Annotated in this window: 21 protein-coding genes; 8 read left to right on the top strand and 13 right to left on the bottom strand. The window is 42.9% G+C overall.

Annotated features, from left to right (window positions below):
- Positions 1–22: 22 nt before the first annotated feature.
- Entirely contained in the window at positions 23–2,788 is a 2,766-nt protein-coding gene (gene polA, locus FTV13_RS08725; RefSeq protein WP_180011755.1) for a DNA polymerase I, read from the top strand.
- Between the two features lie 148 nt (positions 2,789–2,936).
- Here the strand turns inward: polA and FTV13_RS08720 are convergent, their stop codons facing one another.
- The 5 genes from FTV13_RS08720 to ppx are packed head-to-tail and all read right to left on the bottom strand — an operon-like array spanning position 2,937 to position 8,061.
- Positions 2,937–3,506 (bottom strand): YggT family protein, encoded by a 570-nt coding sequence (locus FTV13_RS08720; protein ID WP_004783550.1) that lies wholly within the window; start codon positions 3,504–3,506, stop codon positions 2,937–2,939.
- A 32-nt stretch (positions 3,507–3,538) separates the two neighbouring features.
- Positions 3,539–4,369, bottom strand: a complete 831-nt coding sequence (gene proC, locus FTV13_RS08715; protein ID WP_180011753.1) for a pyrroline-5-carboxylate reductase — start codon at positions 4,367–4,369, stop codon at positions 3,539–3,541.
- A 2-nt stretch (positions 4,370–4,371) separates the two neighbouring features.
- Complete coding sequence (gene tilS / locus FTV13_RS08710; RefSeq protein WP_180011751.1) at positions 4,372–5,745, bottom strand: tRNA lysidine(34) synthetase TilS; 1,374 nt, start codon at positions 5,743–5,745, stop codon at positions 4,372–4,374.
- Positions 5,682–6,506, bottom strand: a complete 825-nt coding sequence (locus tag FTV13_RS08705) for an acetyl-CoA carboxylase carboxyltransferase subunit alpha (RefSeq protein ID WP_004783557.1) — start codon at positions 6,504–6,506, stop codon at positions 5,682–5,684. Before FTV13_RS08705 ends, tilS begins: the two co-directional genes overlap by 64 nt.
- 34 nt (positions 6,507–6,540) lie before the next feature.
- Positions 6,541–8,061: an exopolyphosphatase gene (gene ppx / locus FTV13_RS08700; protein WP_179992969.1), complete on the bottom strand. Its 1,521-nt coding sequence runs from the start codon at positions 8,059–8,061 to the stop codon at positions 6,541–6,543.
- 261 nt (positions 8,062–8,322) lie between these two features.
- Here ppx and trxA point away from each other — a divergent pair, with 261 nt between their 5' ends.
- The 3 genes from trxA (at position 8,323) to FTV13_RS08685 (ending at position 10,930) form a co-directional block, all read left to right on the top strand.
- Positions 8,323–8,649 carry a thioredoxin gene (gene trxA / locus FTV13_RS08695; RefSeq protein WP_180011749.1) on the top strand — a complete coding sequence of 109 codons (327 nt, stop codon included), beginning with the start codon at positions 8,323–8,325 and terminating at the stop codon, positions 8,647–8,649.
- A gap of 321 nt (positions 8,650–8,970) precedes the next feature.
- Positions 8,971–10,239, top strand: coding sequence for a transcription termination factor Rho (gene rho, locus FTV13_RS08690; RefSeq protein ID WP_004783562.1), 1,269 nt, complete (start codon positions 8,971–8,973; stop codon positions 10,237–10,239).
- Between the two features lie 403 nt (positions 10,240–10,642).
- A complete protein-coding gene (locus FTV13_RS08685) occupies positions 10,643–10,930 on the top strand; it encodes a hypothetical protein (RefSeq protein ID WP_179992970.1) in 288 nt (95 codons plus the stop codon).
- 105 nt (positions 10,931–11,035) lie between these two features.
- Here the strand turns inward: FTV13_RS08685 and FTV13_RS08680 are convergent, their stop codons facing one another.
- The 3 genes from FTV13_RS08680 to pheS form a co-directional block, all read right to left on the bottom strand.
- Positions 11,036–11,332 (bottom strand): integration host factor subunit alpha, encoded by a 297-nt coding sequence (locus FTV13_RS08680; protein ID WP_004783565.1) that lies wholly within the window; start codon positions 11,330–11,332, stop codon positions 11,036–11,038.
- Positions 11,329–13,710 (bottom strand): phenylalanine--tRNA ligase subunit beta, encoded by a 2,382-nt coding sequence (gene pheT / locus FTV13_RS08675; protein ID WP_180011747.1) that lies wholly within the window; start codon positions 13,708–13,710, stop codon positions 11,329–11,331. The genes FTV13_RS08680 and pheT overlap by 4 nt, the downstream gene beginning before the upstream one ends.
- Positions 13,711–13,846: 136 nt before the next feature.
- Positions 13,847–14,827, bottom strand: coding sequence for a phenylalanine--tRNA ligase subunit alpha (pheS, locus tag FTV13_RS08670; RefSeq protein ID WP_034703065.1), 981 nt, complete (start codon positions 14,825–14,827; stop codon positions 13,847–13,849).
- A 159-nt stretch (positions 14,828–14,986) separates the two neighbouring features.
- On the opposite strand from pheS, the gene FTV13_RS08665 reads away from it, so the two are divergent.
- Positions 14,987–16,015, top strand: a complete 1,029-nt coding sequence (locus tag FTV13_RS08665) for a hypothetical protein (protein WP_180011745.1) — start codon at positions 14,987–14,989, stop codon at positions 16,013–16,015.
- Between the two features lie 158 nt (positions 16,016–16,173).
- Here the strand turns inward: FTV13_RS08665 and rplT are convergent, their stop codons facing one another.
- Together rplT and rpmI are read right to left on the bottom strand one after the other, a co-directional pair.
- A complete protein-coding gene (gene rplT / locus FTV13_RS08660) occupies positions 16,174–16,533 on the bottom strand; it encodes a 50S ribosomal protein L20 (protein ID WP_004647525.1) in 360 nt (119 codons plus the stop codon).
- A gap of 11 nt (positions 16,534–16,544) precedes the next feature.
- Entirely contained in the window at positions 16,545–16,739 is a 195-nt protein-coding gene (gene rpmI, locus FTV13_RS08655; protein ID WP_004278281.1) for a 50S ribosomal protein L35, read from the bottom strand.
- Positions 16,740–16,969: 230 nt separating this feature from the next.
- On the opposite strand from rpmI, the gene FTV13_RS08650 reads away from it, so the two are divergent.
- Positions 16,970–18,223 carry an MFS transporter gene (locus tag FTV13_RS08650; protein ID WP_180011743.1) on the top strand — a complete coding sequence of 418 codons (1,254 nt, stop codon included), beginning with the start codon at positions 16,970–16,972 and terminating at the stop codon, positions 18,221–18,223.
- A 92-nt stretch (positions 18,224–18,315) separates the two neighbouring features.
- Here the strand turns inward: FTV13_RS08650 and FTV13_RS08645 are convergent, their stop codons facing one another.
- The 3 genes from FTV13_RS08645 to FTV13_RS08635 all read right to left on the bottom strand — a co-directional run bounded on the left by FTV13_RS08645 (position 18,316) and on the right by FTV13_RS08635 (position 19,729).
- Positions 18,316–18,738: a YqaA family protein gene (locus FTV13_RS08645; RefSeq protein ID WP_034170828.1), complete on the bottom strand. Its 423-nt coding sequence runs from the start codon at positions 18,736–18,738 to the stop codon at positions 18,316–18,318.
- A gap of 7 nt (positions 18,739–18,745) precedes the next feature.
- Positions 18,746–19,036 (bottom strand): hypothetical protein, encoded by a 291-nt coding sequence (locus FTV13_RS08640; protein WP_180011741.1) that lies wholly within the window; start codon positions 19,034–19,036, stop codon positions 18,746–18,748.
- A gap of 72 nt (positions 19,037–19,108) precedes the next feature.
- On the bottom strand, positions 19,109–19,729 hold the full coding sequence (locus FTV13_RS08635) for a glutathione S-transferase N-terminal domain-containing protein (protein WP_004783581.1): 621 nt from the start codon (positions 19,727–19,729) through the stop codon (positions 19,109–19,111).
- A 310-nt stretch (positions 19,730–20,039) separates the two neighbouring features.
- Between FTV13_RS08635 and FTV13_RS08630 the strand changes: the two genes are divergently transcribed.
- Entirely contained in the window at positions 20,040–20,504 is a 465-nt protein-coding gene (locus FTV13_RS08630; RefSeq protein WP_004783582.1) for an Hsp20 family protein, read from the top strand.
- 99 nt (positions 20,505–20,603) lie between these two features.
- Positions 20,604–21,155, top strand: coding sequence for a hypothetical protein (locus FTV13_RS08625; protein WP_180011739.1), 552 nt, complete (start codon positions 20,604–20,606; stop codon positions 21,153–21,155).
- The last annotated feature ends 129 nt before the right edge of the window (positions 21,156–21,284 follow it).

Raw genomic sequence — 21,284 nt, 5'->3', positions numbered from 1 at the left:
TTTTGAATAAGGAATTGATTACATGCCACCATTTGTCTTGGTCGATGGCTCTTACTTTTTATTTCGTGCCTTTCATGCACTACCACCATTAACCACGTCAACCGGTCTGCACACCAATGCAATTCGTGGTGCGATTTCTGCTATTCAAAAACTGATGCGCCGTACCCAGCCAACCCATATGGCGGTGATTTTCGACACGCCTGAACCGACTTTCCGTCACGAGCTATCACCTATTTATAAAGGTGACCGTCCGAGCATGCCGGAAGAACTGTCACAGCAAATTCCATACTTACATGCCTTGATTCGTGCTTTGGGCATTCCCCTGCATATGCTGCCAGGTGCGGAAGCGGATGACATTATTGGTACACTGGCTAAACGTGCTGAAGCTTTAGGCCATCAGGTGCTGATTTCGACTGGTGATAAAGACATGGCACAGCTGGTGACTGATAAAGTGACCCTGGAAGACAGTTTCAAAGAAAAACCAATGGATGTTGATGGGGTTTTTGAAAAGTTTGGTGTATGGCCAAACCAGATCATTGACTATCTGACCCTGATGGGCGATGCCTCAGACGGTATTATGGGTGTGCCTGGGATTGGGGCGAAAACTGCAGCCAAATTACTCAATGAATATGGCTCGATTGGTGGCATTCTGGAAAATGTCGACAAGATCAAAGGTAAAGTTGGTCAGAATATTAAAGACAATACCGATGGCATTGCACTGGATCATCAGTTGGCCAGCATCATTTGCGATCTGGATTTAAGCTTCACTTATGATGACCTGAAACTTCAGGATCCAAATGTAGAAGCTTTGCGTAATCTGTATACCGAACTGGAATTCCGTAACCAGCTGCAATCACTGGATCATCCAAATAATCCCAATAACCGTAATTATAAACAAGCTACTCAATCGATTAATGCCAAAGCAGCACCTGAACCTCAGGAAGCCGATGAGCAGCAGGCGACACTGAGCAGTGATAACGATCAGCTCGGAGAGGCGACTTATCATACCGTCTTGACTCAGGAAGATTGGAGTAAGCTGTTTGAACGTTTAAACACTGAAAAACGCTTTGCTTTTGACACCGAAACCACCAGTCTGGATTATCGTATTGCACAGATTGTCGGTTTTTCGGTGGCTTTTGATGCCCAGGATGCCTATTACGTACCGCTAGCACATGATTATGAAGGTGCGCCAGAACAGCTCAATCGTGAAGAAATTCTGGCTCAGATCAAACCGATTCTAGAAAATGAAGCCATTCAGAAAATTGGCCACCATCTGAAATATGATGCGCATGTTCTGGAAAATCACGGCATTCATCTGGTGGGCTGGTATTTTGATACCATGCTGGCTTCTTATGTATTGAACTCAGTTGCCACTCGCCACGGTATGGATGATGTGGCTCGTCTGTACTTAAGCCACTTAACCACCACTTATGAACAGGTGGCGGGTAAAGGCGCCAAACAAAAAACTTTCAATAAAATCGAGATCGAAACTGCAGCGCATTATGCGGCAGAAGATGCGCATGTGACTTATCGCCTGTTTGAAGTACTCAGCAAAAAGCTGCAGACTTATCCTGAACTGGTCAATATTCTGTACAATATTGAAATGCCTGTAGCGCGTGTGCTGACCAGCATGGAAGAAAATGGCATCCGACTGGATCTGGCTTTCCTGGATCAGCTCGGTTGTGAGTTCGCTCAAACCATGCAGAATCTAGAAAATCAGATCACGGAAATAGCCGGTGAAGCGTTTAATGTCAGCTCTCCAAAACAGGTCGGTGAAGTTCTATTTGAAAAACTAGGCCTGAAAGGTGGCAAAAAGACCTCTACCGGTCAATACAGTACCAGCGAAAGTGTACTGGAAAAACTGGAACACCCGATTGCTGAACTGATTTTGGAATATCGCGGTCTGTCTAAACTGAAAAGTACCTATACCGATGGTCTATGCAAACAGGCCAATAACGAAACCCATCGTGTGCATACCAGTTATCATCAGGCACTCACAGCCACTGGCCGTTTATCGTCTACTGATCCAAACCTGCAAAACATTCCAATTCGTGCGGAAATCGGACGTCAGATTCGTAAGGCCTTTATTGCACCTGAAGGTCGTGTCTTACTCGCAGCCGATTATTCACAGATTGAATTGCGTCTGATGGCACATTTATCTCAGGATGATGCGCTAGTAGATGCCTTTAACCATGGACAGGATGTGCATCGCCGTACCGCAGCTGAAGTTCTGGGTATCCCGCTTGAAGAAGTGACCAATGATCAGCGTCGTCAGGCCAAAGCCGTGAATTTCGGTCTGCTCTATGGCATGTCTGAATTTGGTCTGACCCGTCAGTTAGGTTTCACCCGTCAGGAATCACAGGAATATATCAAACAGTATTTCCGCCGCTATCCGGGAATTTATGAATATATGCAGCGTACCCGTCAGGTGGCATTGGAACAAGGCTTCGTTGAAACTATTCTAGGTCGCCGTTTATACACACCTGATATCGATGCCCGTAACATGATGGTCCGCAAAGCCGCTGAACGTGCGGCGATTAATGCACCATTACAAGGTTCAGCTGCAGACATTATCAAAATGGCGATGATTGAGGTTGATAAAATGCTACCTAAAGATCAGGCCAAAATGCTGCTACAAGTGCACGATGAATTGGTATTTGAAGTCGATGAAGCGATTGCAGATGAACTGGCTCCTCAACTGGCCGAAGTGATGCAATCTGTGATTGAAATCTCTGTGCCTTTGGTCGTGGAAGTCGGTAAAGGCATGAACTGGGATGAAGCGCATTAATACTAAAGCTCCTTCCTCCTTTTAGGAGGAAGGTTGGGATAGAGGTTATTTAAATTTATAGACCTCACCCTAACCCTCTCCTACAAGGAGAGGGAATTTTCTTGAAATAAAAAAGGACGCCTAAGCGTCCTTTTTCTTTAGGGTTTGATTAAAGACCGGTTAGCAACACAATTGCCACCTGATTCATAATCATTTCAATTACGATCAATGCCAAAATTGCCAGAATTGGAGACAGATCGATCATTCCCATATTCGGCATGATACGACGGAACGGTGCCAATAATGGCTCTGCAAGTTCCTGAACTACCTCAATATAAGGTGAACGGGATTGCGTAAACATCACCACCCAGCTCAAAATAATTGTTGCAAAAATCAGGTAACGACAGAAACGGATCAAATCCTGCATCATGGTAACGAAGGTTAGAATAAGCAAATGGATTGGACCATTTGGCATTCCCCCAGACAAATACATGATGCCAAAAATTTTCAGCAAATACAGCACGACCAAAAGTGCCAGTGCAGCAGTATTCACCCGGCCTTTACCTGCAGTTGGGAAAATACGCCCAAACACATCTACAATTTTAGTCGCTTTGACAGTAGATAGAACGACAGGATTATAAGGACTCACCGCGGCTAATTGCATTAAAAAGCGGAAGAATACGAGCAAAATCGCGACGTTAATGATAATGCCAAAAATTAGCGCAGAATTTGCACCCATACTTGAACGTTCCTAAAAATTAAACTGATAGATTATTTGCTATTGTCACTGAGCTCTTGGGCCAGTTCCTGACTACGTTTTTGCGCAGCAGCAAGCGCTGCCTGAATATTCTGAGAAATCTGCGCGCGATCAAACACTTCCAATGCCGCCTGAGTTGTACCATTCGGAGATGTTACATTCTTACGTAGCTCTGCCGGTGTATTCGAACTGGTGATCGCCATTTGCGCTGCCCCCAAAGCAGTTTGCAATGTCAATGCAGTAGCTACTTTTTCATCCAGACCTAAATTCTTGCCTGCACGAATCATGCTTTCCATCATATAGAAGAAGTAAGCAGGTCCTGAACCAGAGACTGCAGTTACGGCATCAATCTGAGCTTCTGAGTTTACCCAAATTGTCAGACCGGTAGAAGCCAAAACCTGACTCGCCAGCTCACGGTCATCATTACCAACTTCTGCATTGGCAAATAAACCATGTGCACCAGTCTGTACCAATGCGGGTGTATTCGGCATCACACGGACAATACGATCAGTACCCAATAGCGCAGATAGTGTTACAATCTCGGCACCCGCAACAATTGAAATCACCAGCTTGCCATCAAGTAAACCTTGAAGTGGTTTTAACACACCAGCTAAAACCTGTGGTTTGACTGCAAACAGGACGATATCCGCATCTTTAATAGCAGCAATATTATCATCGGTGACATTGACTTCTTTTTCTGCAAGAAGTGAGCGTACTTTCTCAACCGGATCAGAAACTGTAATACGCGTTGCTGGCAACCCCTGCGAAATCAGCCCGCCAATCAAGGCTTGAGCCATATTACCGCCACCAATAAAACTAATATTACAATTTAAAGCTGCACTCATGTTTAATGCTCGTCGTTGAATTCTAAAGTTGAAGAAACCGAAATGGGTAGCCATCCCCCTGCTTCACAATATGCAGATTGAGCTAACCAAAATCCTTTAGGTGTAAACACGCCTAGCATAACATTATCTGTGCTTAATATTTGAATAGTATGCCGAGTCCAGGGAAATATTTGCGCTTCCTGAATAGCTTTTTTGAGCGGCCAGTGTCCCACCCGTCCATAGAGATGGATTTTTTCACCCCCCTTCCGTTGCCGTAAATACAAGGGTTGTCCTAATAAAGTGGGAGATAATCCTATCTCAGCCCTTTGAATCCTGAATTGACCAGAAGGAAGATGAACCTGATCTTTATTCTGTAAAATGATCTGCTGTTCGGCTACAGTCGATTGTTGGTCAACCAGATAAACTTCAGCTTTTAGGCGATGCAACTGCTGCTGATAACGCACATAGTAATAACCCGACCAATGCAGCGCTGCTTGAGCATCTGGTTTCGCTCCAATTACTTCAGCCTGTACACGCTCAACCATGTCCAGAGAGGGACGATATTGTCCCTCGCCTTTCATCCAGACCGAGAGTAACTGACGCTGCCGTGCTTTGGATAAACTTGAGAATGAAGATAGATCGAGAATTTCGGCGTTACCACAGAGTTTAAGATCCTGCTCTAATACTTGTTGCAGAATGTTTTGTGCATCCTGCATCAGTTCACTGGTACGAGCCAAGGCAGACTGCATTTTCGGATAGCGATGACTTAAGACTGGCCACAGCACCTGACGTGCCCAGGCACGGTCATAATGAGTATCCTGATTAGTTGGATCTTCAATATTCTGGATATTTAAATCTGCTGCCCATTGGCAAATCTGCTCACGAGAAATATCCAGCAGTGGCCGCCAGATGGTTAAATCTGTCCGTATATCGATCGCTTTCATGGCAGCCAGACCATCAATCCCTGCACCAGAAAGTAAGCGCAACATCAAAGTTTCTGCTTGATCTTGCTGATGATGGGCTAAGACCAGAATTTCATCGGGCTGAAGATGCTGTAAATAAGCTTGATACCGCGATTGGCGAGCCTGTGATTCCAGATTGCCGCTGGCAACATGGACGGGCTGAATGATGCAAGGAATATTTAGTTGCTGACACTGTTGCTGGACAAAAGCGCCCCATTCATTGCTGATACTTTGTAATTGATGATCAACATAAATCGCGCGGATTTTTTCCGGACACAAAAAAAACATCAGATGCAGCAACAGCATAGAATCTACGCCGCCACTGCATCCGATTAGAAATTTTGTTTCTGCAGGAAATTCCTGCAGTTGCTTTAAGATGCCAGACCTAAATTGTCGCTGCCAAACTTCATTAAACGTTGGTAACGTGCTTCGCATCGTGCTTGTGGTTCCATTGCTTGCAGTTCATTTAAAGCTTCTTTCAGGACTGCTTTCAGTTGGTACATGACTTCATCCGGATCCAGATGTGCGCCTTCACCTTCATCAACGACGTATTCAACAATGCCCATCTTCTGTAATTTTTCAGCAGTCAATGCCAAAGCTTCACTGGCCTGTTCTGCTTTTTCTGCGGTTTTCCACAGAATAGATGCACAACCTTCTGGTGAAATCACTGAATAAATACTGTGAGAAAGCATCACTACACGATCCGCAACACCAATGCCGAGTGCGCCACCTGAACCACCTTCACCCAAAACTGTAGCAATTACAGGTACTTTCAGATTAGAAAGTTGTGCCAAACTTGACGCAATCGCTTCAGCCTGACCACGCTCTTCCGCACCCACACCTGGGTATGCACCCATGGTATCAATAAAGGTGAAGACTGGCAGATTAAAACGTTCCGCCATATCCAGCAGACGCTGAGCTTTACGGTAACCTTCCGGGTTACTCATGCCAAAATTATGCTGTAATTTTTCACGGGTACTACGACCACGGTGCTGACCCACGATCATCACCGGTTGTCCATCAAAACGTGCCAGACCACCGATCATTGCGCCATCATCACCATAGAGACGGTCGCCATGCAAAGCATCAAATTCAGTGAATATTTCACCTACGTAGTCCAGAAATTGTGGACGTTCCGGATGACGAGCAATCTGTACTGTCGTCCATGCTTTTGATGGGGTAGCTTTATTTTTCATAGGTCAACCGTTTTCATCCCTATATATAAAGGTATTAATTAACAAATTGTTCAGATTGAACCGAGAGCTCGATCTCCCAATTTTTAAACTGCACCTGTTCATCATGCAGTTCAGCAATCAGCAATGGCCATTGTTTGGCATCACCAGAAATGCTGAGCTGCCATTGTTGCGCATTCTTGACCTTGAGTTCAATGGCAGGAAGCATCTCATCACTACGACTGTGATTGACCAAAACCGCCAGACGCAACAGCAAACACAGCTGTAAAAGTTTAGTTCCACCGACTTTCATCACATCATGCTTGGCATCAGCGCGCAATTTACGGCGATGGTGTGCGACCAAATGTGACAAATAATTCTGATCTACCTGCGAAAAACCGGCAATGTCAGAATGTTGCAATAAATAGGCACCGTGGCGGTGATAACCACTATGACTGATCGCTAAACCAATTTCATGCAAATAAGCTGCACGACGAAGTAAATCACTGTCTTCACTATACAGGCCGAGATCACCAGCCACATCATCAAACAGTTTTTGCGCAGTCTGCACTACACGTTCGGCCTGTTTGGCATCGGCATTATAACGACCAATTAAGGCATGAACAGAACGATCACGGATATCTTCATGCTTGAAACGACCCAAGAGGTCATACATCACGCCTTCACGCAATGCGCCATCTGAATAGACCAGATGTGGGATATTCAGTACATCAAATACTGCATATAAAATGGCAATTCCTGCAGGTAAAACTGCACGACGGTCATCTTTCAGACCTTCAAACTCCATGTCCGAAACATGCTTATATTTGAATAATTTATCTTTAAGTTTTTCCAGACCTTCACGGGTGAGCTGTTCTTTATCATTGCTCCAGCCCATATTGACACAGATCTGGCGACAGGCTTTGATCGTACCACTCGAACCAACGACTGCATCCCAACCGGCAGATTTATAAGTATTGGCAATGCCTGAAATTTCTTTACGTGCCGCAGTCACTGCCTTATCAAAGGCTTTATGGGTGATTTCACCATCAGCAAAGAATTTCTTGGTAAAAGTCACACAACCCATCTGCACAGATTCGGTATGAATGGGTTCAAATTCTTCCCCAATGATGAGTTCAGTTGACCCACCACCAATATCGACTACTAGACGACGGCCAGTATTGGCCATGGTATGTGACACACCGAGATAAATTAGACGCGCTTCTTCACGACCAGCAATAATTTCAATCGGTTTTGGTAAAATTTCAGCCGCTTTCTGAATAAATTCATGACCATTTTTAGCTTGACGTAATGCGTTGGTTGCCACAATCCGTAAACGGTTTGGTTGTACCGAGCCCAAACGTCCGACAAACCGGGCCAGACAAGCCAAACCGCGCTGCTGTGCGGCTTCAGTCAAATTTTTATTTTCATCCAGTCCCGCAGCAAGCTGAACCTTTTCTGACATTGATGCGACTTTTTTCACTTCGCCATGATCCACCCGGGCAATCGCCAAATGAAAACTGTTTGATCCCATATCGATGGCTGCGAGTAATTCTTCATCAATCAAAAAATCAGACATTCTAGAAATAAACCTTTTAAGAATTGTGCTTAGAGTAATTCACAACCATGCAATTTAAAAGCCATTTGTCAGGACAATTTCGCGTAATTATTTTTTTCATTTATAGGACAATTGTATGAGGCGATGGTGACTATCGTGATCATCCATTAGACAAAACAACATTAAAGCTTGAAAATTTACAGATTCCCCTACATTGTTAAAGATGGCTATGTAATACTAATAATTATAGTTATCTTTATAAAATTAATTCTGGAGCACTCCATGTCTGGCAACACCGTAAACACTACTGACGCAAACTTCGAAGCAGACGTTCTTCAATCAGACGTTCCTGTGCTGGTTGATTTCTGGGCTGGCTGGTGTGCGCCATGTAAAGCTATTGCCCCTGTACTTGAAGTACTGGCTGATGAATATCAAGGCAAAGTGAAAATTGTCAAAGTTGACGTAACATCTTGCGAACAAACTGCTGTGAATTTCAATATTCGTAACATTCCAGCGTTATTGATGTTCAAAAATGGTGAAGTGGTAGCGACTCAAATCGGTGCAGCACCAAAATCTAAATTGACTGCATTTATTGATCAAAATATCTAAGCACTAAATGTTCAACTAAAAATACGCGACCAAAGGTTGCGTATTTTTTTCGTCTATAAATTGACAAAAACCTGTTTCTCTCTTATATTTCAACTTCAAGAGATAAAGGATGCTAAATCCTGTCAGTTTCTTACAAGACACATTACATAACATGCCGCTCGGCAATAGAAATTGTTTTCACATTTCTCTTTGAAACAATCAAACAGACCTCTGAATTGTTCTTGTGCAAATTCAATTGCTTTCGTTTGAATGCTTATATGCGGCCGAATGTTACTCCCTTTCTAACCTATACCTTAGAACTTTGATTCTATCTGACCACCTATGAATTTAACCGAACTCAAGAAAAAACCGATTGGCGAACTCATCAAGATTGCCGAGTTTATGGGCCTTGAAGGTATGGCTCGTAACCGTAAGCAAGACATTATTTTTGCCATCTTAAAACGCCATGCGATGAATGGCGAAGAGATTTTTGGTGATGGCGTTCTAGAAATTTTGTCAGATGGTTTTGGCTTCTTACGCTCTGCAGCAGGCTCTTATTTGGCAGGTCCTGACGATATCTATGTCAGCCCATCACAAATTCGCCGCTTTAACCTGCGTACCGGTGACACCATTACGGGAACCATTCGTCCGCCTAAAGAAGGTGAGCGTTATTTTGCTTTGCTGAAAGTCAATCAGATTAACTACGATACCCCGGAAAATTCACGTAACAAGATCTTGTTCGAAAACTTAACTCCATTGTTCCCTACTGAACAATTAGTGATGGAACTTGGTAATGGTACGACTGAAGATTTAACTGCACGTGTCGTCGATCTGGTGGCACCAATTGGTAAAGGTCAACGTTCAATTATCGTTGCACCACCGAAAGCTGGTAAAACCATGCTATTACAGAACATCGCTCAATCGATTGTTCGTAATAACCCTGAATGTTTCCTGATTGTCCTTCTGATTGATGAACGTCCTGAAGAAGTCACCGAAATGGAACGTACCGTTCGCGGTGAAGTGGTCGCTTCTACCTTTGATGAATCACCTGCCCGTCACGTTCAAGTGGCTGAGATGGTGATTGAAAAAGCCAAACGTTTAGTTGAACACAAGAAAGATGTGGTGATTCTGCTGGATTCGATTACCCGTCTGGCACGTGCATATAACACTGTGATTCCTTCATCAGGTAAGGTATTAACTGGTGGTGTAGATGCACATGCACTTGAACGTCCAAAACGTTTCTTCGGCGCGGCACGTAATATCGAAGAAGGCGGTTCTCTTACTATCATTTCTACTGCACTGATTGAAACCGGCAGTAAAATGGATGAAGTCATTTACGAAGAATTCAAAGGTACAGGTAACCAGGAAATCACGCTAGATCGCCGTATTGCGGAAAAACGCGTCTTCCCTGCGATGAATATCAAGAAATCCGGTACGCGTCGTGAAGAACGTTTAATGTCCGAAGACAAACTTCGTAAAGTCTGGATTCTACGTAAACTTCTGCATACCCAAGATGAACTGGTCGCGATGGAATTCTTGCTTGACCGCATGAAAGAAACCAAGACCAATGATGATTTCTTTGATCAAATGAAACGCAAAGCATCGAACTAAAATTATCGGAAAGGTCACCATTCAAGGTGGCCTTTTTTTATGGTTGACGCATGTTACACAATGAAACAATGTAATGAGATATCTGTAAACTTATTTTTAAGTTTTTGATTATTAAAATAAACAGATAAATAACTGTATAATTTTTATAAGCTTAATAAGCCTTTCTCCAATCTATATCTTTCAATTAATTGTTATTTTCTGTTAAAAAACCCTTAATTTTTATCGTTTTTTCACTGTTTTTGATGTTCCCCTAGTAGCAATTAAAAATGCGCAGTGATAGCATATTTGCAGACCAGTTAGACTGCTCCTGCGTTGTTAGTCCCTAACACTATTAGGAATAATAAAAGCATATTACAGCCTGACTTTGGTTTTTTTTAATCTCAATTTTTTAGAGAGTGATGCCATGTTATTCAAAAAAATCGCTATTGCTGCTGCAGTTGCTACTACTTTAGCTTTCGTTGGTTGTGCTAAAAAAGCTGACGACGCTGCTGCTGACGCTAACCAAGCTGCATCTGAAGCTGTAGAAGCTGCTTCTGAAGCTGAAGCTGCTGCTGACGCTGCTGCTGTAGAAGCTACTTCTGAAGTTGCTGCTTCTGACGCTGCTGCTGTTGCTGAAGCTGACGCTGCTGCTGCTGTTGCTACTGACGCTGCTGCTCAAGCTACTGCTGCTTCTGAAGCTGCTGCTCAATAATCTTTACGATTATTCAGTACAAAAAAGAGAGCCTTTGGCTCTCTTTTTTTTGTTTAGAAATATAAAAGATTAAAAAAATAAAATTTTTAAATGAAAAAAAGCAGATCAATTGATCTGCTCATTCCCCACACGTTGACGGAACTTCTGTCCCGCGCGGAACGTAACAACACGGCGTGCAGAGATCGGAATCTCTTCGCCCGTTTTCGGATTACGGCCTGGACGTTGACGCTTATCACGCAACTCAAAGTTACCGAAACCCGATAATTTTACTTGTTCGCCCGAGATTAGCGCTTGGCTAATCTCGTCGAAAAACAACTCGACCATTTGTTTAGCTTCACGACGGTTTAAACTCGTGAGCTCACTTAAATGATCAGCCATTTCTGCTTTTGTTAATGCTGTCATGAAGCCCTCAATGTCGCTTGGTAAGTGTTTTCCAACACCTGAAGGATATTATCCATACCTGATTTAATTTCAGCATCTTCCAGTGTACGGCTTGGATGCTGCCAGAGAAGTGCAAATGCCAGTGAGCGTTTCCCTTCTTCTACTCCTTGTCCAGTGTACACATCGAACAACCATGTCGAGCCTAGAAGCTCTCCACCTGTTTTTTCGATAAGTCCCTGAATTTCGCTAACATTAATCTTATCACTAATTAAAAGCGCAATATCACGTCGAACCGATGGAAAACGTGATAATTCTGTAAAATTAGATACATAAGTTTGCAAAACAGCCGATTGATCTAATTCAGCGACCCAAGTCGTCGCCAAATCGAGCTCATCTTCCAGCGACGGATGTAAACGACCTAAGTAGCCAATTGACTGACCATTAACTAGAATTTCAGCAGATTGACCAGGATGTAACCAGCTACGTTCAGAACGTACATATTCCACATTTAGACGCGCAGCTGCCAGAATTTCCTCAATGTCACCTTTGAAGTCAAAGAAATCCATTGGCTGTGCTTTACCATGCCAGGTTTCAGGCGTACGTGAACCTGTGGCAATCAAGGCAAAAGTTGGAATCTGTTTCAGATCATGAATTGAAGCCGCATTCTGGTAATCAAAACGCAGACCAAGTTCGAAGAAACGCACACGGTTTTGCTGACGGTTAACGTTGTACTGTACGCATGGAATCAGGCTAGACAGTAAAGTTGAACGCATCACTGCCAAATCGCTTGAAATTGGGTTCGCCAATGCCAATGGATTAACTTCTGGATTTAACTGTTTTTCCAGTTTCAGGTCAGCAAAACTGAAGCTGATCGCTTCCTGATAACCCAAGGTCACGGCTGTTTGACGAAGCTGAGTTAGTTCGAATTGATCTTCATATTTCGCCAACTTCACATCAATGACCGGTAAGCTGATTTGAATATTGTCATAACCGTGAATACGGGCAACTTCTTCAATCAGGTCTTGGTAAATTGCCATATCATAACGGTGTGATGGAGGAACCACTGACCACTGGCCTTCAGCTTTTACAGTCACTTCACAACCTAAACGCATTAAAGCATCTGTAATGAAATCTGATTCAACTGTATAACCTAATAATTGATCGACTTGAGCTTGTTCTAGCTCAATCGCTTCACGTTTTGGTAACAGCTCTGATTTTTCAGCTACAATGATTGGACCAAACTCACCGCCTGCAAGCTCAGCAATCAACTGAGAAGCACGGTGCATTGCGATCATAGGAAGTTCAAAGTCTACACCACGTTCATAACGTTGTGACGCATCCGTATGCAGACCGAAACGACGAGCACGGCCAGCAATATGCAATGGCGCGAAAAATGCTGATTCCAGGAAGATTTCAGTAGTTTCATCAGTTACTGATGAAGACAGGCCCCCCATAATCCCTGCAATCGCTAATGCTTTTTCATCATCTGCGATTACCATCACGTCGTCTTGCAGTTCCACTTCCTGTTCATTTAATAGAACCAGTTTTTCACCTGCTTTGGCTTGACGCACATGCACTGAACCCTGAACCTTACCGCCATCAAATGCATGCAGAGGTTGACCCAGTTCCATCAATACATAGTTGGTGATGTCGACCAGAATACTGTGCTGACGGATACCGGCACGTACTAAAGCTCGTTCCATCCACTCAGGGGTTGGTGCTTTGGTATTGACGTTTTTGATCACACGACCGAGGTAACGTGCACAACCTTCAGTTTCAACAACGACTTTCTTCTCATCTGCAAGAGTTGCTGCAACTTCTTTAATTTCAGGTGCAGTGACAGGCAATTGGTTAATTACACCAATTTCACGTGCGATCCCGCGAATACTGAAACAGTCACCACGGTTCGGAGTGATGCTGATATCAATCACGTTGTCATCAAGGTCTAAATATTCACGAACATTGACACCGACTGGTGCATCTGCAGGCAGTTCTAACAGACCATCAATTTTATCTTCAAGATCGATTTCTGAAGCGCCGCATAACATACCTTGTGATTCAACACCACGCAGTTTGCCTTTCTTGATTTTAAAATCGCCTGGTAATACTGCACCGATGGTAGCTACTGGTGCTTTCATACCGGCACGTACGTTCGGTGCACCACACACGATTTGCAAAGGCTCACCTGAACCAATGTTCACAGTCGTTACACGTAAGCGATCTGCATCAGGATGCTGTTCGACAGTCAGGACTTCACCCACAACCACACCTGTGAACGGTTTTGCAGCTGGAGACAAATCATCTACTTCCAAGCCCAGCATAGTCAGTTGGTCAGACAGTTTTTCGCTATCGATGGCTGGGTTAACCCATGTGCGTAGCCAATTTTCGCTAATTTTCATTTATAAAAAACCTGTAATTTCAATCTCTAGAATCCCCCTCTGATTCCCCCTTCTTCAAAGGGAGAGAACTCCTATCTTTTCGCGGAGTCCCTCTCCTTTTTTAAAGGAGAGGTTAGGAGAGGATTAAATAAAAGTTTTAAGCAAACTGGCGTAAGAAACGCACATCGTTTTGATAGAACATACGCAGGTCATTAATGCCATAACGCAACATTGCAAAACGTTCTACACCTAAACCAAATGCAAAGCCTTTGTATTTGTCTGGATCAATACCCGCAGCGCGAAGTACATTTGGATGCACCATACCGCAACCCAAAACTTCTAACCATTTGCCACGCTCATCCATAATGTCCACTTCAGCACTTGGCTCAGTGAACGGGAAATAAGACGGACGGAAACGCACTTTCAAATCTTTTTCGAAGAATTCGTTTAGCAGGTTTACCAATAAACCTTTTAATTCAGCAAAGCTGGTATTTTCAGCAACGTATAAGCCTTCGATCTGATGGAACATTGGTGAATGTGTCTGGTCAGAGTCACAACGGTATACACGGCCTGGGCACACGATACGAATTGGTGGCTGCTGGGTTTCCATGGTACGAATCTGTACACCCGAAGTATGGGTACGTAGCAGATGGTTCACATCAAAGTAGAAAGTGTCGTGCATGGCACGTGCAGGGTGATGACCCGGAATATTCAATGCTTCGAAGTTGTGATAGTCATCTTCAACTTCTGGACCAGTCGCTACTGTAAACCCTGCTTTGGTGAAGAATTGACAGATACGTTCTTGTACTTGGGTCACTGGGTGGATGCTGCCCACCTGTTGGCCACGACCGGGCAAGGTAATATCAATTGTTTCACTAGCAAGCTTTTGTTCTAGTGCAGCTTTTTGCAGTTCAGCCTGACGTTGTGTCAAAGCACTTGTGATGGCTTCACGAACTGCGTGAATTTGTGCCCCGAACGCTTTACGTTGTTCAGGATCCATTTTCCCCAGCGACTTAGATTGTTCCGCGAGCTGGCTTTTTTTCCCCGTAAATTGCACTCGTACTTGATCAAGTGCAGCAAGGTCTTGAGCTGCTGCAATCGCAGCGAGCGCTTCAGTGGTCAGGGCTTCCAGTGACATAGTAACTCTCAAAGCAACAGGTTAGAAATATTTTTAAAAACCCCATATTCTAACAGTTTTTAGGCGAGTTGATGAAGTGCGCTTTTAATGAAAATTAGAATAGCATCATGAATTATAAAAAGTATAAGATAAACATAATATCAATCAGATCAAATCACTATGGCACTCGATCAAATTTGGAAACAGCAACTGACCCTCGTCACTTATGGCAATGAGTTTTTAACTCAGGATCTCAGTTTCAGCCGCTGGCTGAATCACTCCATTTTTAATCAGCACCATTTAACTTTTCGAGATCTGATTTCCCAGCATTTACTGGCACAGCACTTTCAAATCTGGTTAGAAGGTCTGAAAAAACAAGGGGTTCGTCGTATTAGTCTACATTCTTCACATTTACTGGAAGATGAAAATAACCCTAATGCCAATGTCGAACTGGTTCCTTTGGCTCATGTGATTATCAGTCATCATGCTCAAGGTAAAACCGCCTGGATGATCGGTAAGGAACTGGCTGAATGGTATACCGCTGATAATGATTATGAAGCACCGGAAGCCCAACAGTCGCCTTTACGTCATGAAGTATTCTGGCGTTACGAACTGAACAGTAAACTGGCCAAAAGAATTGATGCTGATCTAGTGCAGCCAAATTGGGATGATATTCATACCTATACTGAACAGGAATTATTTGAACATCATTTAGCTCAAGGATTCACTGAGCCTACTTATACTGGTTTGCCTTATTACGGTACTACCCCAACGATTCAGTCTCACTCAGAAAATCCAAGTCATCTTGCTTTAATCCCAACGGATTATTCATCTGATTATGCTCATCAGACCTTGTACCGTCTGGATGCATTAAGTGATTTTATTCAGACGAAGATTCAACACCCTTATAACGATGATGGTCAGGTACTGAATCCAGAGCAGCAATTAAATCTGCGCCACTTTGCACAAAAAATCGATGAAATCAGTGCCAAGTTCATTGTGAAAGTGGCCAATCATTATAAAACCGCACAACTCACTCCTAAAGTGACGCCTGATCCTTTTACAGGGATGAATACTGAGGATCGCGCGGTCAAAGTCTCTAAAGCTGAACGACCACAAAGTCACCATAAAACCGGTGCTTCAAGTGTGATCAAACTGATTCTGATCACGATTGTGATCTGTCTGATTGGCTACTATTTCGGACTTTAATAAAATATATTGTCTATAAATAATCACTTTAGCTTGGTGGAGCTTTAATCTCCACCAAATCAATAAATAAATGATTTAAAAAATCAAAGATCCCACTGATTTTATTTAAGCATAAAAAAAGACCGCTAAAAGCGGTCTTTTTTCTAAGTCATAAAGACTTATGCAGCCAACGCATCTTTAGCTTTAGAAGCTAGAGCTGCAAACGCAACTGCGTCATGCATAGCGATGTCAGCAAGTACGCGACGGTCGATGATAACCTGAGCTTTTTTCAAGCCAGCGATCATACGGCTGTACGATAAACCGTTTTGACGTGCACCAGCGTTGATACGCGCAATCCATAGAGCACGGAATTGACGTTTCTTCTGACGACGGTCACGGTAAGCGTATTGACCAGCTTTGATTACCGCTTGGAACGCTACGCGGTAAACGCGTGAACGAGCACCATAGTAACCTTTAGCGCGAGCAAGAATTTTTTTGTGACGGCGATGAGCCTGTACACCACGTTTTACACGAGCCATTTATAATCTCCTTAGATGTACGGGCACATACGACGAACTGAAGCAACGTCACTTACGTGAACCATTACACAGCCGCGCAATTGACGAATACGCTTAGCAGATTTTTTGGTCAAAATGTGGCGTTTGAACGCTTGTTTACGCTTAAAACCGTTAGCAGTCGCTTTGAAGCGTTTAGCTGCACCACGGCGAGTTTTCATCTTAGGCATAACAACCTCTTTTGAACACCTGTTCGGCACGTCTGCACCATTGCAAGAACGCCCTGCAGGTAAGGGAGCCGATATTCTAATGCATCTTTGCTTAAAACAAAAGCACTAGTCTTTTTTTCTTGATGAATCTGCAAACTTAGCATTTTTTACAATAAGAATTGAATGATGAATTTATATACTGCTTGTGATATCACTTTATAATTTGTCAATTTTTTCAGTTGCAGCTTTTTATGCACATTCAGTCCGATGCGTTTGCCGCACTCCGTTACCGAGACTTTTCTATTGTCACCTTAAATCAGTTTTGTTTGACTTTAGCCATTCTGATTCAGGAAATTATTGTTGCCTATTCACTATATCAGATTACCAAAGACCCGCTGACCTTAGGACTGATTGGTCTGGCAGAGGCGATTCCATTTATTTCCCTTTCTTTATGGGGTGGATATGTTGCGGATCGTTTTAATAAGCAGACTATTATGAAAATCTGTTTATTTTTCGCCATTCCGATGCCGCTTATTCTCTGGTCACTGTTTCATTATCACGGCTTGGGAAACCTCAGCACCAGTCAATTATCTTGGGGAATTTATGCCGTCATTTTCTGTCTGGGTACCATTCGTGGCTTTTATAATCCTTCAGCAACTTCACTAAAACCCTTTCTGATTCCACGTGCACTCTATGCCAATGGAGCGACCTGGACCACAATTGGCTGGCAAAGTGGTGTAATTATCGGGCCGATGCTCGGTGGTTTTATGCTGGCATTTTTAGGTCGGGAAACCAGTCTTCTAACTGTCACAGTACTGGTCAGCATCTGTTTTGTTCTGATTAACTTATTGCAAAAGCGCGATTTTCCTAAAATTGAAACTGAAAATGTCCTGCATAGTCTGGGCGATGGTTTCCGTTTTATCTGGAACAGCAAAATTGTACTGTGGTCGATTTCTCTAGATCTGGTTTCGGTATTGTTTGGTGGGGTGATTGCCCTCTTACCGATTTTTGCAGAGGATATTCTAAAAGTTGGTCCAGAGGGTTTGGGTTATTTACGGGCTGCTCCTTCCATTGGTGCGCTGATAACCATGATTGTCCTGACCCGCTTTCCGCCTACGCAACATGCCTGGCGTAATATGCTGCTTGCAGTCGCAGGTTTCGGTGTCTTTACTTTACTATTTGCTTTCTCCAACTCGATGTGGCTATCTCTGTTTGCTCTTGCCATGACCGGGGCTTGTGACAGTATTTCAGTGGTGATTCGCCAAACGATTTTACAGATTTATCCACCCGATAATATGCGTGGCCGGGTTGCTGCAGTAAACGGCATGTTTGTCTCGTCTAGTAATGAACTGGGTGCTTTTGAGTCTGGTTTGGCTGCGAGATATATGGGTACGATTATGGCTACAGTGTTTGGTGGCAGCATGACCCTACTGGTGGTTGCCATCAGCTGGGCGAGAACCAAGGATCTGTTTGGAGTTGATATTACCAAAGGAAATGAAAAATAATTTTTAGTTCTGATGTGCAAAGGTTTTTCAATCAAGAAAATTCTGCGCACTAATGATGAATATAAATAAAAAGAGGCTTTATGCCTCTTTTTTTAAAACATCGCATAAGCCCAATAGACAAACAGATAACGTCCAATTTTGGCAATACTGACTATCAAGATAAAACGGGTAAAATTTTCCTTAAGCAAACCGGCAATTAATGTAATTGGATCGCCAATAATCGGCACCCAGCTCAGCAATAATGACCAATAGCCGTATTTCTGATAGGTACTTTGGGCTTTCAGCATCTGCTGCTCAGAGACTGGAAACCATTTTTTATGCTTATATTGCTCAATCTTGAACCCCAGATACCAGTTCACACAGGAACCCAAGATATTTCCAGCACTTGCGATCATGATGAGCAAGGCCGCCGAATAGCTCCCTTGCCATAATAAACCCAGCAAAACCGCTTCCGACTGCAGCGGTAATAAAGTGGCTGCACCAAAAGCGGCAAGAAAGAGCAGAAACAGGGACATCCCGAGACTAACGGCTTAAACCCAGTTTTTTCTTGGCTTTAAGATATTCCCAATTCGCCCAGACTATAGCCATAACCATGACCAAAATACGTGACCATTGATATTTCTGGGTGATCGGCTCAAGAGCTGTATTTAAAATCTGACGATCCTTGGTATTCAAGGCACTGATCACCTGATCCACATGCACAATTTCAGCAATAAACAGCAGCAGACAAGCTGCGATACCGAAAATAATACTCCAGTAAATTCGAGGATTTGTTTCCACGATTTTAGTAAAGTTCAGGAAAAAATCTTTCATATACTCACCCAATAAAAAACCACCCAAAGGTGGTTTAATCTACTTTTATCTAGTTTAGCACAAAGGCCAGACTTATCTGACCTGTATTGCTAACGCTCTTTGCACCGCTGGACGCGCAGTCAGGCGTGTCACATATTCCTGTACTTCCGGATAATCTGCCAGATCAATTTGCTGCCATTCATGACGTAACACCCATGGCAAAATAGCCATATCCGCAATCGAATACTCACCGGCTACATATTTTTGACCAATCAGCTGTTTGTTCAGAACCCCGTATAGACGCTTGGTTTCATTGACATAGCGATCAGTGGCATACGGGATACGCTCAGGAGCAAAACGGCTAAAGTGATGATTCTGCCCCAGCATTGGACCCAAGCCACCCATTTGCCACATTAGCCATTGCTCAACTTCAACACGTTGCTGCTCATCATCCGGATAAAACAGGCCGGTTTTACGACCCAAATATTGCAGAATCGCGCCAGATTCAAAGACTGAAATCGGTTCACCACGCGGGCCATCCTGATCCACAATCGCAGGAATTTTGTTATTTGGAGAGATACGTAAAAAATCAGGTTGAAACTGGTCATTTTCCAGAATATTGATCGGGAAAATTTTATACTCCAAGCCCATTTCTTCTAATGCGATGGTAATTTTATGGCCATTGGGCGTTCCCCAATAATAGAGATCAATCATGTTATTACCTGTTACCTTTTCGTTTTTACATGACATTATTGAAATTTGATCTAGTTATAGCATGATTTAAAGCCTTACTTCCGCATATTTTGTTATAGATTCAGCAGTAAAATCGCTAAATTCAAAGCATTATTTTTAGCTCAAGATGGGTTCAAATATTTTTAAATCTTGAGGCTTGAAAAGCTTCGCCTCAATCCTATATTAGAAATAGAGCAATGATCTATTCAGGAGATTGTTTCTAATCACTGAGTTCATATTGAAGAATTGCATGTTGTTTAAAAAACTTTTCTGAGATCAGGAGGTAAGATCAATGAGCAATTTCAGTCTTAGCCCACTATTCCGTCGTAGTATCGGTTTTGACCGCTTTAATGACCTTTTTGATTATGCAATGCAAAGTGAGGCACCGAACTATCCACATTACAACATTGAAAAAACCGGCGACAACAATTACCGCATTGTGGTTTCTGCTGCCGGATTCAATGAAGACCAGCTAGAGATCAATCTGGAAAATCAGGTTCTGACCATTAGCGGTAAAGCGGTGGAAGAAAATTCAGATACGACTGTGGAATTCCTGCATAAAGGCATCGCCCACCGTTCATTCAAATTGTCTTTAAGACTGGATGAACATGTAGAGGTACAACAAGCTGAATTTGAAAATGGTTTATTGAAAATCGAATTGCAGCGCAATGTGCCAGAAGAAAAATTGCCTCGTCAGATTCCGATTGGCAAAAAACTGTTAGCTGAAAAAAATGAATCTAACGAGCAGCAAAGCTGATCCTCAACGAAAAGAAAGACCCGAATGGGTCTTTCTTTTTTAGGACAGAATCCTTAAGCTTGAAAGTGTTCAATTTTCACTCATTATAAAAATAATAATATGAGCACATCAGATATTATTCTGTTTCATCAAAGTGCCCAGACGATGAAACATATGGGACTTCTCCTTCTTTGCTATCCCATTGGAATTTTGATGACCTTATACCTTCATACTCCAGATCCTCCTTCCAGTTTTATTCGAGGATTGGTATTTTTATGGCAGGAGTCTCCAAGCTTTTATGGCTATATGCTGGGTTTCCTGATGCTATCGCTCTTGGTATATAGCATTAAACTAAAAATCACCTCGCGGACAATTTATTACACTTTGGCAGGTTACCGGATAAGCCTGTGTTTATATCGTGAAGCCGTCCATTATAGCTTTATCAATCCTCAATATGATTCAATTAAAGCCCGTACCAAACGTTGGCTAACCAGACTTCCCGCTCATCAAATTAATCAGCGGGATGGCGCTCTCGATTTTATTCTTTGTCAGCCCAGTTGGCGCGACCGACTCTGTTTAAGATTATTCCGGATTCATTTATCGATGTTTTCCCGCCAGCAAGCCAAGGAAATTATTCAAGCCATGTACAGTGCTTGGAATTTAAGATCATAAAGGCTGATTCAAAAGCAATTTTAATCATGAAGTTTAAGCTGAAAGAAATTTATCTCATCAGATTTCAAAGGATAAAAAGCAGTTATTAAAAAATGGTGTTCTGGTTGGGACTTTCCCCTATCACCACAT

The organism is Acinetobacter sp. YH12235, from assembly GCF_013417705.1.
GTDB lineage: Bacteria > Pseudomonadota > Gammaproteobacteria > Pseudomonadales > Moraxellaceae > Acinetobacter.
The sequence above is the reverse complement of the archived record's forward strand: the minus strand, read 5'-3'. Positions and strand labels throughout refer to the sequence as shown.